17 protein-coding genes are annotated in these 15043 nt (G+C 67.2%); 2 read left to right on the top strand and 15 right to left on the bottom strand.

The genetic code is table 11. From position 1 onward, the window contains the following. Nucleotides 1–21: 21 nt before the first annotated feature. Nucleotides 22–336 (bottom strand): TFIIB-type zinc ribbon-containing protein, encoded by a 315-nt coding sequence (locus tag R5O87_RS14160; protein WP_462836311.1) that lies wholly within the window; start codon nt 334–336, stop codon nt 22–24. 70 nt (nt 337–406) lie between these two features. Beyond that, nucleotides 407–1033 carry an FMN reductase gene (locus R5O87_RS14155; RefSeq protein ID WP_410556507.1) on the bottom strand — a complete coding sequence of 209 codons (627 nt, stop codon included), beginning with the start codon at nt 1031–1033 and terminating at the stop codon, nt 407–409. 107 nt (nt 1034–1140) lie between these two features. Here R5O87_RS14155 and R5O87_RS14150 point away from each other — a divergent pair, with 107 nt between their 5' ends. Next, nucleotides 1141–1563, top strand: a complete 423-nt coding sequence (locus R5O87_RS14150) for a DUF1801 domain-containing protein (protein ID WP_410556508.1) — start codon at nt 1141–1143, stop codon at nt 1561–1563. Nucleotides 1564–1674: 111 nt separating this feature from the next. Here the strand turns inward: R5O87_RS14150 and rplI are convergent, their stop codons facing one another. From rplI to rpsF, 4 genes are all read right to left on the bottom strand, one after another. Continuing rightward, nucleotides 1675–2127: a 50S ribosomal protein L9 gene (rplI, locus tag R5O87_RS14145; protein WP_377960305.1), complete on the bottom strand. Its 453-nt coding sequence runs from the start codon at nt 2125–2127 to the stop codon at nt 1675–1677. Between the two features lie 18 nt (nt 2128–2145). Continuing rightward, nucleotides 2146–2385: a 30S ribosomal protein S18 gene (rpsR, locus tag R5O87_RS14140; RefSeq protein WP_003800144.1), complete on the bottom strand. Its 240-nt coding sequence runs from the start codon at nt 2383–2385 to the stop codon at nt 2146–2148. A 129-nt stretch (nt 2386–2514) separates the two neighbouring features. Further along, complete coding sequence (locus R5O87_RS14135) at nt 2515–3096, bottom strand: single-stranded DNA-binding protein (RefSeq protein WP_387102492.1); 582 nt, start codon at nt 3094–3096, stop codon at nt 2515–2517. A 55-nt stretch (nt 3097–3151) separates the two neighbouring features. Next, nucleotides 3152–3457, bottom strand: a complete 306-nt coding sequence (rpsF, locus tag R5O87_RS14130) for a 30S ribosomal protein S6 (protein ID WP_003800148.1) — start codon at nt 3455–3457, stop codon at nt 3152–3154. A 235-nt stretch (nt 3458–3692) separates the two neighbouring features. On the opposite strand from rpsF, the gene R5O87_RS14125 reads away from it, so the two are divergent. Continuing rightward, nucleotides 3693–4028, top strand: a complete 336-nt coding sequence (locus R5O87_RS14125) for a YnfA family protein (protein ID WP_410556509.1) — start codon at nt 3693–3695, stop codon at nt 4026–4028. Between the two features lie 94 nt (nt 4029–4122). Here R5O87_RS14125 and R5O87_RS14120 read toward each other — a convergent pair whose 3' ends face one another. From R5O87_RS14120 to R5O87_RS14080, 9 genes are all read right to left on the bottom strand, one after another. Continuing rightward, nucleotides 4123–5553, bottom strand: a complete 1431-nt coding sequence (locus R5O87_RS14120; protein WP_410556510.1) for an amino acid permease — start codon at nt 5551–5553, stop codon at nt 4123–4125. 236 nt (nt 5554–5789) lie between these two features. Beyond that, nucleotides 5790–7124, bottom strand: a complete 1335-nt coding sequence (locus tag R5O87_RS14115; RefSeq protein ID WP_410556511.1) for a M18 family aminopeptidase — start codon at nt 7122–7124, stop codon at nt 5790–5792. A 21-nt stretch (nt 7125–7145) separates the two neighbouring features. Beyond that, nucleotides 7146–8027 (bottom strand): intradiol ring-cleavage dioxygenase, encoded by an 882-nt coding sequence (locus R5O87_RS14110; RefSeq protein WP_410556512.1) that lies wholly within the window; start codon nt 8025–8027, stop codon nt 7146–7148. Between the two features lie 101 nt (nt 8028–8128). Next, nucleotides 8129–8857, bottom strand: a complete 729-nt coding sequence (locus R5O87_RS14105; protein ID WP_410556513.1) for a response regulator — start codon at nt 8855–8857, stop codon at nt 8129–8131. After that, the gene (locus R5O87_RS14100) at nt 8854–10185 is read right to left on the bottom strand and encodes a sensor histidine kinase (RefSeq protein ID WP_410556514.1); all 1332 of its coding nucleotides are present in this window, start codon (nt 10183–10185) and stop codon (nt 8854–8856) included. Before R5O87_RS14100 ends, R5O87_RS14105 begins: the two co-directional genes overlap by 4 nt. Nucleotides 10186–10204: 19 nt before the next feature. Beyond that, complete coding sequence (locus R5O87_RS14095) at nt 10205–11077, bottom strand: ABC transporter permease (protein WP_410556515.1); 873 nt, start codon at nt 11075–11077, stop codon at nt 10205–10207. 4 nt (nt 11078–11081) lie between these two features. Continuing rightward, on the bottom strand, nt 11082–12026 hold the full coding sequence (locus R5O87_RS14090; RefSeq protein WP_410556517.1) for an ABC transporter ATP-binding protein: 945 nt from the start codon (nt 12024–12026) through the stop codon (nt 11082–11084). 161 nt (nt 12027–12187) lie between these two features. Continuing rightward, nucleotides 12188–13690: a bifunctional phosphatase PAP2/diacylglycerol kinase family protein gene (locus R5O87_RS14085; protein ID WP_410556518.1), complete on the bottom strand. Its 1503-nt coding sequence runs from the start codon at nt 13688–13690 to the stop codon at nt 12188–12190. A 78-nt stretch (nt 13691–13768) separates the two neighbouring features. Then, entirely contained in the window at nt 13769–14965 is a 1197-nt protein-coding gene (locus R5O87_RS14080; RefSeq protein WP_410556519.1) for an MFS transporter, read from the bottom strand. Nucleotides 14966–15043 lie beyond the last annotated feature (78 nt).

Genomic DNA, 15043 nt, shown 5'->3' with positions numbered 1-15043 from the left:
CAAACGGCAGCGGGTGGCTGGCTAGAAGTCGAACAGGTCCCCCAGCCAGCCTTCCTTCTTCTTGTTGCGGCGGCGGTCGTAGTCGCGGTCATATCCCTTGCCGTAGCTGCGGTCGTCGTAACGCGGCTGGTCACGCCGCGGTTCGAAGTTGCGGTACAGCGGCGGCGGAGCCATGCCGGGTGCGGGTGACCCCGGAGCAGGGGTAACGGGCGCAGCAGGTGCCGCCGGCGCTCCCGCGTTGACCCGGTCGATGATCTTGTCCAGTTCGCCGCGGTCCAGCCACACGCCCCGGCATTGCGGGCAGTAGTCGATTTCCACCCCGCTGCGTTCGCTCATGACCAGGTCTGAAGAATCAATGGGACATTTCATGCCCGGCACAACGAGCGGGTGCCGCGATTAGTTCGCCCTACCGCCCGCCCGAGATCCCGGCCAGCAGCTGCTCAAAGGGCAGCGACTCCAGCGGGGCAGGCTTGCGGCCGGGCTGGTCGCCTTCCAGGAGACGGCTGAACTCTGCCGCCGCCCGTTCGATCCGCGCCGAAAGGGGCGTTCCGCCGTCGTCCGTGTTTCCCCAGTCCTGGGGGCCGGCGAAGACGGCGGTGGCGGCGGTCCGCGTGCGCAGGTAGCTGAACAGCGGGCGCATGGCGTGGTCCAGCACCATCTGGTGGCGGTCCGTTCCGCCGGTGGCCCCCAGGAGCGCCGCCTTGCCGTCCAGGGACTTGGGATCGAGCACGTCAATGAAGGACTTGAACAGCCCGCTGTAGGACGCGCTGAACACCGGCGAGACCGCGATGATGCCGTCGGAGGCCTCGACGGCGGCAATCACTTCCGCCAGCCGGGGCGGGGCAAAGCCAGTGACGAAGTTGTTGGCGATGTCCACGGCGAGGTCGCGGAGCTCGACGACGTCGGTGGCCACCTCGTAGCCGGCCGCCGTCAGCTCGCGTGTGGCGGCGGCGGCCAGCTGGTCGGCCAGCAGGCGGGTCGACGACGGCACTCCCAGGCCGGCGGACAGAACGGTTATGCGGCGGGTCTCCATGGCGGTCTCCTCTGATTGGCGCTTACATGCATTTGCATCTACTCGCTCAACCCGGCAGGTCCGGCCTTTATTCCGCTGCCCGGCAGACGGTTCAGTACACTGCCTCCATGGCGGAGAACAAGACACAGGTGACAGGGGTTTCGGCGGACGACTTCATCGCGGCTGTGGAGCACCCCGTACGCCGGCAGGACGCCGTGCGCCTCCGTGCCCTCATGGCGGAACTGACGGGCGAGGAACCGGAGATGTGGGGTCCCACGATCGTCGGGTTCGGCAGCGTGCACTACAGGTACGCCACAGGGCGGGAGGGGGACACTGCCGCGGTGGGGTTTTCGCCCCGCAAAGCGAGCCTCTCGCTGTACGGCCTGACGAATGCACCGGAGGCGGCTGCGCTCCTCGGCCGGCTGGGAAAGCACAAGGCCGGCGCCGGCTGCCTCTACATCAACAAGCTCGCCGACATCGACGAAGCCGTCCTGGCCGAATTGATTAGCCTCGGCTACCGCCACGGCACCACAGTCCTGCACAGCCGCTAGCGAGCCCGCCTGAACGACGAAGCCCCCGCCGTCGGCTTCCCGGAGGAATCCGACGGCGGGGGCCGTCAGCAGTTCAGGACTGCGGAGCAGATCCGGCGAAAGCCGGGACTGCTACTTGCCTGCGACTACGTCGAGTTCGATCACAGCGGCAACGTCGTCGTGCAGACGGACGTTGGCCTGGTAAGAACCGACCGACTTGATGTGAGCCGGCAGTTCAACCTTGCGCTTGTCGATGCTGCCCAGGCCTGCGGCCTCAACAGCGGCGGCAACGTCGGCCTGCTTGACCGTGCCGAACAGGCGGCCGCTTTCGCCGGCCTTGACAACCAGCTTGACCGGCTTGGCGGACAGAGCGGCGGCCTGCTTCTGAGCATCTTCCAGGGAAGCGTGCTCGCGGGCAACGCGGGCAGCCTTGATGGACTCAACCTGCTTCTCGCCACCCTTCGACCAGGTCAGGGCGAAACCGCGGGGCAGCAGGTAGTTACGTGCGTAACCGTCCTTGACCTCGACAACGTCGCCAGCAGCACCGAGACCGGTTACTTCGTGGGTCAGAATGAGCTTTGCCATGTTAGTTAATCCCTTTCCTTAGCCCCGGCCAGCGCCGGAGTAGGGCAGCAGAGCAACTTCGCGGGCGTTCTTGATTGCCTGGGCGATCTTGCGCTGCTCCTGGACCGTAACGCCGGTGACGCGACGGGCGCGGATCTTTCCGCGGTCGGAGATGAACTTGCGCAGCAATGCTACGTCCTTGTAGTCGATGACAGTGATGTCAGCGGCCTTCAAGGGGTTGGACTTTGGTTTGGGCTTACGGAGTTCAGCCTTAGCCATCGTGGAGCTCCTATTCTAGGGAGCCCGTGAATCGTGATCCACGGGATGGTGGTGGTCCGACCGCGGCGTGCACAGAACGTTCCATATGGAACGCTGTGGCGCATGCTGCGCCGGACCTTTGTTTATGTTTTAGAAGGGAGGTTCGGAATCCGGGCCGTTGCCCCAGCCGCCGCCCGCATTGCTGACTCCGGGCGTGGCCCAGGGGTCATCCTGCGCTGCGGGCTGCTGGTTGCCGCCCCAGTTTCCTCCGGTGTTGCCGCCCTGGTTTCCACCCTGGCCGCCACCGAATCCACCGCCACCGAATCCGCCGCTGTTGCCGCCGCCGAAACCGCCCTGGCCGCCGGAGCGCTGGGTGCGGTTGACCTTGGCATTCGCGTAACGCAGGCTGGGGCCGATTTCGTCGACCTCGAGCTCGATAACGGTGCGCTTCTCGCCTTCTTTTGTTTCGTAGGAACGGCTCTTCAGGCGGCCGGAAACAATCACACGGGTGCCCTTGGTGAGCGACTCGGCGACGTTTTCTGCTGCCTCGCGCCAGACCGAAGCGCGGAGGAACAGGGTTTCCCCGTCCTTCCACTCATTGGACTGGCGGTCGAAGGTGCGAGGCGTGGACGCGATGGTGAAGTTCGCTACTGCCGAACCTGACGGTGTGAACCTCAGTTCGGGGTCATTGGTGAGATTACCGATGACCGTAATAGTGGTTTCGCCTGCCATCTACTGCCTCCTTGTTCGTTCCTGCGGGGTAAAGAATGAAAGTTGGGAGCTGAAATTACTCAGCAACAACCTTCTGCTCTTCGGGGCGGATGATCTTGGTGCGCATGATGGTCTCGTTGAGACCCAGCTGGCGGTCAAGTTCCTTGGCGGTAGCCGGCGTCGCGGTGAAGTTCACCACGGCGTAGATACCTTCGGACTTCTTCTTGATGTCGTAAGCCAGACGGCGACGGCCCCAGATGTCAACCTTTTCGATGGTTCCACCATCGTTGGTGATGACGTTCAGGAACTTCTGAAGCGACGGCTCTACGGTACGCTCTTCGACCTCGGGGTCGATGATTACCATCAATTCGTAAGGACGCATATGTGAACCCACCTCCTTTGGGCTAAGCGGTTACGGTATTTCCGTAACAGGAGGTTCATTTGCGATGCCGTGCACGCCCGCGTCTAAAAATGGACCAGGGCGCAGCACAGACTTCACTATCTTAGTGCATCGGGGAGGAATTCCGCGATTCGGACAGGTCCTAGGCTACTGGGCCCCATGACGGGCAGGAAGTGCCTGGCCGCCTATGTGGAAAACCGGGCGGAATACTGGACCCATGACGATTCTGAAATCCGTGCTCCTTTTCACCCTGGCCGCCGTGGCCGAGATCGGCGGAGCCTGGCTGATCTGGCAGGCCGTGCGGGAAGACAAGGCGTGGTGGTGGGCCGGACTCGGGATTGTGGCGCTGGGGCTCTACGGTTTCGTGGCCGCGTTCCAGCCTGATGCCCACTTTGGCCGGGTCCTCGCGGCATACGGCGGAGTCTTCATCGTCGGGTCCCTGGCGTGGGGCGTGCTTCTGGACGGCTTCCGGCCCGACCGCTGGGACCTCATCGGTGCCGCCGTCTGCCTCGTTGGCGTCGCCCTCATCATGTTCGCTCCCAGGCAGGGCTGAACCGGAAGCATGACACCCAACCAAAACCATCCGCCCGGTCAGGCCGTGAAGGCCAACCGGGCGGATGGTTCAAAAGGGAAGGATGGGGGCGGAATTACGACGCCGGGCCGGACCCCACGCCTGCGTCTGCGGTTTCGGCGGGCGTTGCGGAAGCGGCAGGCACCTGAGCCTGCCCCGGACCGCCCTTGCGGTAGCGCCACACGCCGATGCCGACCACCACGACGGCCAGGGCCACGGAGAGCAGGAGCGACTCGCGGGTGGAGTCCAGGATCACCATGCCGATGATGAGAGCCACGATGCTTCCGATTGCCAGCCAGGTGAGGTAGGGGAAGAGCCACATCTTCAGCGTCAAGTCCTTGGCCGCGGCGCCCATCCGGCGGCGCAGCACCAGCTGGGACGCGGCGATGACCAGCCAGACAAACAGGGCGATCGCGCCGGAGGTGTTCACCAGGAACAGGAAGACGGTGTCCGGGGCGATGTAGTTCAGTCCCACGGTGATGAAACCGACCACGGTGGAGGCCAGCACCGCAGCTGCGGGCACACCGCGCCTGGAGATGCGGGTCCAGGACTTCGGGGCGTCGCCGCGCTGCGAGAGCGAGAACAGCATGCGGCTGGCCGTGTAGAGGCCCGAGTTCAGGCAGGACAGCACAGACGTCAGGACCACGATGTCCATGATGGTGCCCGCACCGGGGATGCCGAACAGTTCGATGACCGCGACGTACGGACTCTTGGCCACGTTGGCGGAGTTCCAGGGGAGCAGCGTGACAACAATGGCGATGGAGCCGATGTAGAAGACGAGGATCCGCCACACGGTGGACCGGACGGCCTTCTTGACCGCCTCCACCGGGTTCTCGGATTCACCGGCCGCGATGGTGGCGATCTCCGCCCCGAAGAACGCGAAGACCACCACGAGGATGCCGGCCAGGACCGCTCCCGGGCCGTTGGGCAGGAAGCCGCCGTTGCCCGTCAGGTTGCTCAGTCCCGGCGCCGGAACGCCCGGAACCAGACCGAGGATCGCAGCCACGCCAAACAGGAGGAACAGGATGATGGCGGTGACCTTGATGGAGGCGAACCAGAACTCGAACTCCCCGTAGGACTTCACCGAGCCCAGGTTGGTCAGCGTGAGCAGGACCATGAGCACCAGGGCCCAGACCCACTGGTCAATGCCGGGCACCCAGCGGTGCATGATCGCGGCCCCGGCCGTGGCTTCGATGCCCAGCACGATGATCCAGAACCACGCATAGAGCCAGCCGATGCTGAAGCCCGCCCAGCGGCCGAGCGCCTTGTCCGCGTAGGTGGAGAAGGATCCGGTTTCAGGGTTCGCGGCCGCCATCTCGCCCAGCATCCGCATGACCAGAATGACCACGATGCCTGCGGCCATGTAGGCCAGCAGGATGCCGGGACCGGCCTGCTGGATGGCCGCTCCGGAGCCGACGAACAGGCCGGCGCCGATGACACCGGCGATGGCGATCATGGACAGGTGCCGGGGTTTTAGGGATTTCGACAGTTGTTGGTCAGCGTGCATGGCTGCGCCATCCTCGTTTTGATTGCAGGTTTTGGGCGGTGGCCGGGCGGCAGCGTCTGTGCCGGGGACCACACTGTGCGTTTCACACTAAGGGAGCCGGGGGCAGGTCCGGGCTGTGCAAAGACACAGTTTACGGCAATTCAAAACGGGCACATTTCCAGCCATGCACCACAGCATGCAACAAAAGTTGTCCAAAAGGCACTTTTGTAACCGGGCGGAAATCTGTCACCCGCGCGCTAGGAGTGCGCCGCGGCTCCGAAGAACAGCTCAGTCACCCGTGCCAGGCGGTGCGGGTCCTCAACGCCGCAAAGCTCCCGGGCAGAGTGCATCGACAGCAGCGGAACACCCACGTCCACGGTCCTGATGCCCAGCCGGGTGGCCGTCAGCGGGCCGATCGTGGAACCGCACGGCATCACGTTGTTGGAGACAAACTCCTGGAAGGGAACCCCGGCCTCGCCGCACAGCCGCGCCCAGAGCGCAGCTCCGGCGGCGTCGGTGGCGTACCGCTGGTTGGCGTTGATCTTCAGCAGCGGCCCGCCGTTGAGGACGGGGCGGTTGACGGGATCGTGCCGTTCGGCATAGTTGGGGTGGACGGCGTGGCCCGCATCGGCGGAAACACAGAACGACGCCGCGAACGCCTGCCGCCGCTGGCTCGCCGAGGCGCCCAGGCCGTCCGAGATCCGGACCAGGATGTCCTCCAGGACCGGCCCGCATGCCCCGGACCGGGACGCCGACCCGATTTCCTCGTGGTCGAAGGCGGCGAGCACCGGAATCGGTGCGGTCCCCCCGGAAGCCGCCGGGCCGCCGTCGGAAGCGTCAGCGTGCGCGATCAGCGCGGTGATTCCGGCGTGCGTGGCGGACAGGTTGTCCAGGCGCCCGGAGGCGAAGAACTCACCCCTGACCCCGAAAACCGCAGGCGGCTGCGTGTCCGCGATGACGACGTCGTACCCGCCGATCCGGGCCGGGTCAACCGGTCCGGCATCGCCGGAAACCCGTTCGGCCAGCACCGCCAGCAGGTCCTCGGCGCCGGGATCGCCGAGCCCGAACACCGGATTCATGTGCTGCTGCTTGTCCAGCGTGAGGCCCTCGTTCACGGCCCGGTCCAGGTGGATGGCCAGCTGCGGAAAACGCAGCATCGGGCCGGTGGCCGTCAGGTGCTGCGTGCCGTCGAGCATTACGAGGCGCCCCGCCAGCTGCAGTTCCCGGTCCAGCCACGAGTTCAGCAGCGGCCCGCCGTAGACCTCCACGCCGGCCTGGAGCCAGCCGAACCGGCCCGTGGTCGGCCTGGGCTTTAGCTTGAACGACGGCGAATCCGTGTGGGCGCCCAGGATGTTGAAGCCGGTGGTGGGGCCGGCATCAACAGGAGTGACCCAGGCAATGAGGGCACCGTCCCGGACGATGTAGAACTTGCCAGCCGTTGCCTCCCACGGCTGCAGCTCGTCCAGGCCGGTGAAGCCTGCTTCCGTGAGGCGCCGGGCGCCCTCGTGGGCGGCGTGAAAGCTCGACGGCGAGGCGCTGACGTAGTCGCCCAGGTCCCGGATGTGCTCTGCGGCGGAGGAATGGAGAGGCATGGCTCCGAGTCTAGCGGTGCGCTAGATGGTGACGTTGAGCCCTGCCGTGTACCCGGCGGCGACGGACCCGGACATGGTGGCCAACTGGTAGATGCCGCCGTCCTCGCCGAACACGTTGTCCGATCTCAGCGTGGTGTTTGGGAAGTTCCGGGCGCTGGTTTCGTAGCCCGTGGAGGCATAGACCTCCCGGCAGGCGGCATCGGTCAGGGCGATCTGCGAGACGGCGAGCACCTGGCCCGCCGCCGTGGCGTTGTTCATGGACTCGAACACCTCAAAGTGGATGTGCGGCCAGCGGCCGTTGTAGGCGCCGGGGTAGACGGTCTTGAAGGTGACCTGGCCGTTGGCGTCCGCCTCCTGCACGCCGCGCAGGAAGTTCTCGTTCTCCAGCCCCGAATCGTAGAGCGAGTACCTGCCCTGCTTGTCGCAGTGCCAGGCGTAGACGGCCGCGCCGGCCAGCGGGACACAGCCGTTGGCGTTGTCGAGCAGGGTCAGCGTGACGGTCAGCGGCACGCCGTCCGTCTTCGTGGCGGACGTGCCGAAGCTCGAGGTGATGTCCTGCCGGACCACGCCGGAGGCTTCCAGCACGTTCGGTCCGTTGGAGCCATCGCCGGGGTACGGTCCGGCCGTCTCCTGCGGAATCTCCACGCCGCATTCGGCGATGGCCCGGGTCACGGTGGGCGACGCGGACGCCGTTGAGCCGGCGGAAGCCGACGACGGCGATCCCGACGGTGCGGACGACGACCCGCCGGGCGTGCAGGCCGCCAGCGCGGCGGCCGTGCCGGCGCCGAGGAACATGCCCAGCGAGCGGCGCGACATGAGCGTGGAGAGGTCGAACTCCAGGCCGCGGTCATGGTTGGGATGCGGCTCGTGCCGGGGCGGCTGTCCCTCGGGTGTGACTGTCATGGCACCATCCAACTCCAGCAGGCTATGACGTGCATAGGGCCTCCCTGTGCGGGAGCTGTGCCTGCATCCCCGGCCGGTCGTGTCAGTAGTCCGGGTTGCCCTCAGTAGTCCGGGTTGCTGGGGGTCACCAGGCCGGTCTCGTAGGCGTAGACCACGGCCTGGACACGGTCCCGCAGGTGCAGCTTGGTCAGGATCCGCCGCACGTGGGTCTTCACCGTGGCCTCCGAGAGGAAATAGCGGTGCGCGATCTCCGCGTTGGACAACCCCTCGGACATCGCCTCCAGCATCTCGGTTTCCCGGGGCGTCAGGTCCTCCAGCAGCGGGTCGCGTGAAGCAGGCACCGCTGCCGGCGGGGCCTGCGTGCCCAAAGCATCCGGCGCGGGGGCCGGTCCGGCGCCGCGGACGTACGTCTCCAGAAGCCGCTGGGTGACGCGAGGCGCCACCACGGCATCCCCGCTGGCCACCACCCGCACGGCCTGGACCAGTTCGGCGGGTGCCACATCCTTCAGCAGGAACGCCGAGGCACCGGCCTGGAGCCCGGCGAAGGCGTACTCGTCCAGGTCGAAGGTGGTCAGGATGATGATCCTGGCACGTGCGCCTGATCTGGTGATGGCCCGCGTGGCCTCGATCCCGTCGAGGGTGGGCATCCGGACGTCCATCAGCACGACGTCGGGATCGAGCCGGCCCACCTGGCGGACGGCGTCGGCCCCGTCGGAGGCCTCACCCACCACCTCGAGGCCGTCCTCACCCTCGAGGATGAGCCGGAAACCCATCCGCAGCAGCGGCTGGTCATCCGCCAGCAGGACGCGGAGTCGCCCGGATTCGTTCATTCTTTCCCCCATGTGCCGTTCCCCGTGTTGCCGTTCTGCATCCGGCCGTCCTGCATCCTGCCGTTCAGTGCCAGGACCGCCCGAACGTGCCAGCCACCGCCTGCTGCCGGCCCCGCCTCCACCGTACCGCCGTAGATTCCGGCCCGTTCCTTCATCCCGGTCAGGCCTTGGCCCGTCCCGCCCGGGGTGACCATGTCAACGGTGCCCCGGCCGTCGTCGAGCACGTCAATGGTGACCATGGAATCCTCGCGCACCACCAACACGTCCACCCGGCTCAGCGCCCGGCCGTAGCGCAGTACGTTGGTCAGCGATTCCTGCACGATCCGGTAAACCGTCAGCTGGAGCGCCACATCCTCGGGCAGTGCCGGGCCCGTGTGCGAGTAATGGACCGGAAGGCCTGCGGTCCGGAAGCCGTCCAGCAGCTTCCCGAGACTGGCACCGTCCGCGAGGGGCTCACGGGGCGCCTGGCCCCCGGTTGCGTCATCCCGCAGAACCCCGAGCACCCTGCGCATGTCGGCCAGTGCGGCACGGCCGGTCCGGGACAGTTCCGCGAGGACCTCCGCCGCACGTTCCGGATCACGGCGGACCACGACGGCGGCCCCGTCGGACAGGGCGACCATGACGGTCAGCGAATGGGCCACGACGTCGTGCATCTCCCGGGCGATCCTGTTGCGTTCGTTGACCGAGCCCAGGCGGGCGGACTGGGCCGCCCATGCCGCGATTTCCTGCTCATGCTCGCGCCGCTGGCGGACCGAAATTCCGATTCCGGTGGCGATGATGTTGGAAAACGCGATGCTGGTGCCGGCCGCAATGCTGGTCACGAGGTGGAACTCCTCGGGCGAGACCGGACGGTTCGGCAGTTCCCGCTCCAGCGGCCCCACCGCGGACAGGAAGTACAGCAGGGCCAGCGGCGCGGTGGCCACTGCCATGGTTACCAGGGCAAAGCGGCGGGTATGGACCACGGCAACCGCGTACAGCGAGAACCACAGCCCCGCCGAAACGTTGGATCCCCACGGGTGCAGCAGGGTCACGCCGACTTCGGCCACCGCGACGAACGCCACCACGGTCACCGGGCGCCGGCGCCGCAGGAACAGGGACAGCGCCACGGCGGCGAGCAGCCCCACAGCGGCCCACCTGCCGGCATTCACGGCGTCGATCACGGTGGGCACCACCAGCACCGCATAGCAGGCGACCACCACGGCATCCATTACCCGCGGCCGCCGGTACAGGTAGCGCCGGAGCAGGCCCCGGCGGCGGGCAGCGAGCTCGGCAAAGGACGCGTCAGCCTGGGTGGCTGGCGCGTCCCTTCCGGAAACCGTGTCAATCATGGGGAGAGCCTGGATGCGGCTAGACGTCCCGTTTCTTCAGCAGGACCATGGCCAGGACCACCGGCACCACCACCCAGGCGCCCAGCACCAGGGCCGCCTGCCAGACCTCGAGCGTGTCCGGGACATGCTCCACGGCGGTCAAAGGGTTGATCGTGTTTCCGGGGAGGTACTTGCGGGCCTCCTCGAAGAAGTCGCCCGGGATGAGCTGGAACGCGATGGGTGCCACGAAGAACAGACCGACGAGTGCCATGATGCCGCCGGCCGAATTCCGCAGCAGCGTGCCGAGCGCCATGCCGATGGCGGCCACCGCGGCCACGTAGGCGCTGGTGACGAGCAGCAGCTTGACGGACTGCGAGCTGGCGAGGTCGAGCTTGAGGCCGAAGTTGTCCAGGATCGGCACCGCCACCAGGCCGGCGATGTAGGTGGACACCGCCGTCAGGGCAAAGGCACTGACGACCACTACCACGAGCTTGGCGACGAACGCCGGGAGCCTCTTGGGCACGGCCGCGAAGGTGGAGCGTGCCATGCCGGTGGTGAACTCCGAGCTCATGAGCAGGACGCCCAGTGAGCCCAGGATCAGCTGCGCAAAGGATACGCCGGAGGTGGGGACCGTGACGGCGAGGTCGCCGCCCTGTGCCGCGATGGCTGCGGCTGCCTCGGGGTCGGAGGCGGCCTGGTCCGCGAACTGGCCCGTTCCCCAGGCGGACAGGGCGCCGAAGCCCACCATGACGACGGCCGTCGAAGCGAGCAGGATCATGGTGGACAGGAGCGTCCGGAATTTGATGAATTCCGAGTTCAGGACGCGGAAGAAGCTCGGACCGGGACCAGGGCCAGCTGCGTGGCGGATGGCGGCGCGGCCGGGACCGGGCTGGGTGGAAGTCGATGTGCTCATGGCGTCAGTTGCCTCCGGACTGGGCGGGAACCGGGGCTCCCGTGGTGATCAGCGAGTGGTATTCGACCTCGTCCTTGGTCAGCTCCATGTAGGCCTCTTCGAGGCTCGCCTGGAGCGGGGTGAGCTCGTAGATCAGAACCTGGTTGTCCAGTGCGGTGCGGGCGATCTGGCGGGGATCCAGGCCCGTGACCTCAAGGAGTTCGTGGTCCTGCAGCTCCACCGAGACCCCGGTTCCGGCAAGGACGTTCATGAGACGGTCAGGCTGGTCGGAGCGCACGCGGGTCCGGCTCTGGCCCTTGCCCGTGATGATGTCCTTGATGGGCGCGTCGGCGATGATTTTTCCGCGGCCGATCACGATCAGGTGGTCTGCGGTCAGGGCCATCTCGCTCATCAGGTGGCTGGAGAGGAACACCGTGCGTCCCTCGGAGGCCAGATACTTCACGAGGTTCCGCACCCAGACCACGCCTTCCGGATCGAGGCCGTTGACGGGTTCGTCCAGGATGATGGTCTGCGGATCGCCGAGGAGCGCGGCGGCGATGCCCAGCCGCTGGCCCATGCCGAGGGAGAACCCCTTGACCTTCTTCCGGGCCACATCAGCGAGGCCTGTCATGTCGATGACCTCGTGCACACGCTTCCGCGGGATGCTGTGCGTGGCAGCCATGGCCAGCAGGTGGTTGTACGCGGAGCGGCTCGTGTGGACGGCCTTGGCGTCCAGCAGCGCGCCGATTTCGCGGAGCGGTGCCGTGTGCTTGGCGAACGGCACGCCGTTGACGGTGACCGTTCCCGCCGTCGGGGTGTCCAGGCCCATGATCATGCGCATGGTGGTTGACTTGCCGGCCCCGTTGGGTCCCAGGAAGCCGGTGACCTGGCCGGCTTGGACGGTGAAACTGACGCCGCCGACGGCGGTTTTGTCGCCGTAGACCTTCGTCAGGCCTTCTGCCTCAATCATGGAAGCTTTCCTTTGCATAGCTGCGGGCGTGCTGTCTGGTGTGCACGTTCCACGCTACCGATGCCGTCTGCCGAATTCGCCGGTCTCAGGGATGATTCAGGGGCGAATCAGGGTTCTGCCCGTCATCCGGTGGGATGAGCGGATGCGTCCCCTTCCCGGCGTCAGCTGTCTTCCGCCGGGGAGTAGTAGCGCAGGGCGGCACGCTTCAGGGTGAACTCGGCGGCACGGACACCGGGCATGGCTTCGCCGTCCACGGCGAGCACCATGGGTGCCGTGCCGCATTCCACGCGGACGCGGGTGGCTTCGGTCAGGTGGGTGATCCTGGACGTCGCCACCGTGCCGGTCAGCACTGACCAGAGCATCCGCAGCCGGGCGAAGGACTCGTCGGCGGTTATCATCCTGACGTCCAGCACGCCGTCGTCCAGCACCGGCCGGAAGAGGGGGGCGTGGTCCCGCGGGTAGTAGCGGCCGCGGCCCAGGTACATGATCCACAGCCTGTGCCGGACGCCGTCGACGATGAGCGTGATGGGCTTCTCCATGGCGAAGGTCCGGAACATCGCCACCACGCCGGCGAGCGGCTTCCCCAGGGCGGGCTGGAGATGTTCCCTGCGCCGCACCAGGTTCGGGTAGAGACCGATGCTCGCGGTGTTGAGCATGATGAGCTCCACCTTTTCCGGATCGTCCGCGAGGCCGCGTTCCACTGCAACGGCGCCCACGTCGGCCAGCGCCGCTTCGCCGCGTTCCGCCGCAGCCACCGCCTCCACCAGGGAAGGCGTTCCGGCGTCCCTGGCGAAGTGGTTGAGGGTTCCGCCGGCCAGGACCAGCAAGGGAAGATCACGTTCGACGGCGGCAGCGGCAGCAGTGCCCACCGTACCGTCCCCGCCCCACACTCCAAGGGCGCGGATGCCCGGCACAGCGGCTGCCTCCGCCATCCGCTCGGCGACATCGTCATCCGGTGCCATCAGCGTTATATGCGCGAGAGGGAATACTTGCTTCAGGGCTGCTGCGGTTTCTTCCGTGAAGGAACCGCCCAGCGTGTTCACCGCGATACTCAGGCCCTCGCCCTGCGGGACCTTGGCCGCGTCCACCCGACGCCTGGCGGTGGCAGGCATGGGTGGCCGGACCGGCCACCACTTCCTCGTCACGAGGGCCGCGCCGGCCCCGATCGCCGAGCCGAACAGCACATCGGAGGGCCAGTGCGCACCTGTATGCACCCTCGAGTATGCAACGCCGGCCGCCACCGGGGCGACGACTGCTCCGAGCGCGGGCTGCACCAGTCCGGTGCCGAGCGCGAACGCCACTGCCGAGGCGGAGTGGCCCGACGGCATGGACGAACTGGTGGGCTGCGGATGGACGAAGCGGAACACTGGCAGATGCTCGGGCAGCGGCCGGGCGCGGGGGAGCAGGGTCTTGAAAACGAGGTTGGTCACGGCTGACGCCACGCCCTGGGCCAGCAGCCCATGGACCGCCGCGCGCCTGGTGCGTCCCGGGATGGCGGCCGCCACGGCGGCGACGCCAAACCAGAGTTTTCCCTTGTTGGCGGAGGCTGAGAGCCGCCGGAAGAAGGTGTCATGGTGGCCGCCCGGGAAGCCGGAGACAGCCCGCATCAACGTGCGGTCCAGGGCGGCAACCCAGCCCGGTCCGCGGCGCAGCATTCGTCGCATTTCCCCACCCTACCGCCCGGTACAGGCGTGTGTTCCCGCTACGGCAGATTTCCGCCCCGGCGGGTCATTCGCCGCGGGTCATTCCCTGCCGGGAAGCGGTTTGGCGACGCCGGCGAGCAGCAGGGCGACCAGGATAGGCACACCGATCGCCAGCAGTGCCAGGTGGATTCCAGTCAGGTCCCCCAGGTAGCCAAGCAGCGGGGGGCCGGCCAGGAATGCAACGTAGCCAATGGTGGAAACCACCGCGACCCTGGCCGCCGCATGCCGCGGATCGTCCGCCGCTGCCGACATTCCCATCGGAAACGCCAGCGCCGCGCCCACTCCCCACAGCGCTGCCCCGACGGCGGCCAGCCAAAGGTTTCCGGCGAACACGAACAGTGCCAGGCCCAGGGCGGCAGCCGCCATGCTTCCGCGGAGCACTGCCACCCGGCCGTATCTGTCGATGACACCGCCGCCGAAGAACCGCATGCCGGTCATGGCCAGCACAAAGAGGGCAAAGAGCAGCGCGCCCGTTGACTCGGAGCTCCCCAGCCCGTCCACTGACGCCTTGGCGATCCAATCGTTGCCGGCCCCCTCGGTCAGCGTGGCGCCGAGGACCACCACGCCGATGAGCAGGGTGCGGCCGTCCCGCCAGGCCGATGGTCCGCGGGGAACCTTGGCTTCGCCGTCGGCCGGCTTTTCCGGTGCGGTGTGAGGGAGGAAATAACGGGGGACCACCAGCGTCAGCACTGCCACGGCGGCGGCGATGGCCAGCAGATGCTGGGGCAGGCCGACGCCCAGTCCGGACAGGCCTGCACCGATCAGCGCACCCACGAAAGCACCGCCGCTGAACGCCGCGTGGAACTTCGGCATCACTGTCTTGCGGAGCCGGTGCTCGACGTCGGCCCCTTCAACGTTCTGGGAGACGTCCCACAGCCCGACGCCCATGCCGAAGAAGAGGAGCGAGACCGCTGTGCCGGGCACTGACTCAGCGAGCAGCGACACAGAGACTCCCACACTCGCCAGCGCGGCCAGGAGCCCGCTGGCGCGGACGCTGTTGGCGGTGCCGATCCGGGTGATGACGTGGCCGGCGGTGGGCAGCGCGATCAGCGAACCGACGGCGGTGCACAGCAGCAGGGTTCCCATCTGGCCCGACGAGATCCCCAGGATCTGCGTGACAGCCGGGATGCGGGCGGCCCAGCTCGCAAAGACCAGGCCGTTCGCACCGAAAATGATGAACGTGGCCAGGGCGGCGGCGGACACCTGCCGGCCGGCAAGCTGCTGGGTTGTGGTCATTCGACAACTCTAATGCCGCCGCCAACGCTCTCTCACGTCCTGCAGCAAACCGGCCAACGCTCTCTCACCGGGTGCGAG

Source organism: Arthrobacter globiformis, assembly GCF_046536215.2.
Lineage (GTDB): Bacteria > Actinomycetota > Actinomycetes > Actinomycetales > Micrococcaceae > Arthrobacter > Arthrobacter globiformis_E.
This window is presented reverse-complemented; position numbering and strand designations above follow the sequence as displayed.

Bases quoted from the DNA above. Each gene is read 5' to 3' on its own strand.
- R5O87_RS14115 (WP_410556511.1), bottom strand. From the start codon at position 7,124: ATGCCTCTCCATTCCTCCGCCGCAGAGCACATCCGGGACCTGGGCGAC.
- R5O87_RS14090 (WP_410556517.1), bottom strand. From the start codon at position 12,026: ATGATTGAGGCAGAAGGCCTGACGAAGGTCTACGGCGACAAAACCGCC.
- R5O87_RS14120 (WP_410556510.1), bottom strand. From the start codon at position 5,553: ATGCACGCTGACCAACAACTGTCGAAATCCCTAAAACCCCGGCACCTG.
- rplI (WP_377960305.1), bottom strand. From the start codon at position 2,127: ATGGCAAAGCTCATTCTGACCCACGAAGTAACCGGTCTCGGTGCTGCT.
- R5O87_RS14085 (WP_410556518.1), bottom strand. From the start codon at position 13,690: ATGCGACGAATGCTGCGCCGCGGACCGGGCTGGGTTGCCGCCCTGGAC.
- R5O87_RS14135 (WP_387102492.1), bottom strand. From the start codon at position 3,096: ATGGCAGGCGAAACCACTATTACGGTCATCGGTAATCTCACCAATGAC.
- R5O87_RS14110 (WP_410556512.1), bottom strand. From the start codon at position 8,027: ATGACAGTCACACCCGAGGGACAGCCGCCCCGGCACGAGCCGCATCCC.
- R5O87_RS14150 (WP_410556508.1), top strand. From the start codon at position 1,141: ATGGCGGAGAACAAGACACAGGTGACAGGGGTTTCGGCGGACGACTTC.
- R5O87_RS14155 (WP_410556507.1), bottom strand. From the start codon at position 1,033: ATGGAGACCCGCCGCATAACCGTTCTGTCCGCCGGCCTGGGAGTGCCG.
- rpsR (WP_003800144.1), bottom strand. From the start codon at position 2,385: ATGGCTAAGGCTGAACTCCGTAAGCCCAAACCAAAGTCCAACCCCTTG.
- R5O87_RS14105 (WP_410556513.1), bottom strand. From the start codon at position 8,857: ATGAACGAATCCGGGCGACTCCGCGTCCTGCTGGCGGATGACCAGCCG.
- R5O87_RS14125 (WP_410556509.1), top strand. From the start codon at position 3,693: ATGACGATTCTGAAATCCGTGCTCCTTTTCACCCTGGCCGCCGTGGCC.
- rpsF (WP_003800148.1), bottom strand. From the start codon at position 3,457: ATGCGTCCTTACGAATTGATGGTAATCATCGACCCCGAGGTCGAAGAG.
- R5O87_RS14095 (WP_410556515.1), bottom strand. From the start codon at position 11,077: ATGAGCACATCGACTTCCACCCAGCCCGGTCCCGGCCGCGCCGCCATC.
- R5O87_RS14080 (WP_410556519.1), bottom strand. From the start codon at position 14,965: ATGACCACAACCCAGCAGCTTGCCGGCCGGCAGGTGTCCGCCGCCGCC.
- R5O87_RS14160 (WP_462836311.1), bottom strand. From the start codon at position 336: ATGAGCGAACGCAGCGGGGTGGAAATCGACTACTGCCCGCAATGCCGG.
- R5O87_RS14100 (WP_410556514.1), bottom strand. From the start codon at position 10,185: ATGATTGACACGGTTTCCGGAAGGGACGCGCCAGCCACCCAGGCTGAC.